Below are 253 nucleotides of genomic sequence, written 5' to 3' on the forward strand. Positions count from 1 at the left end.
CTCGTCCGCGAAATTCTTTAAATACTGACATGGGATGCAGCGATCCACCTAAAGCTAAAACCGTATCACGGAATTGTTTCCCGACTTTGGCAAGTGCCATATCGTCATCTAAGCCCGCTTCTTCAAAGGCTGCAAAGGCATCGGCACTGAGGACTTCTGCCCATTTGTAGCTGTAATACCCGGCTGCATAGCCACCGGCAAAGATATGTCCAAAGCTGCATAAGAAAGCATCTTCGGGAAGGGGACGCATGAT

The 253-nt window shown here is 49.0% G+C and carries 1 protein-coding gene; it reads right to left on the bottom strand.

Annotated features, from left to right (window positions below; genetic code table 11):
• The coding region (locus R0J92_RS24915) for a M3 family metallopeptidase (protein WP_411053657.1) at positions 1-253 on the bottom strand (253 nt) is incomplete at both ends.

Source organism: Tritonibacter sp. SIMBA_163, from assembly GCF_046535935.1.
Lineage (GTDB): Bacteria > Pseudomonadota > Alphaproteobacteria > Rhodobacterales > Rhodobacteraceae > Epibacterium > Epibacterium scottomollicae.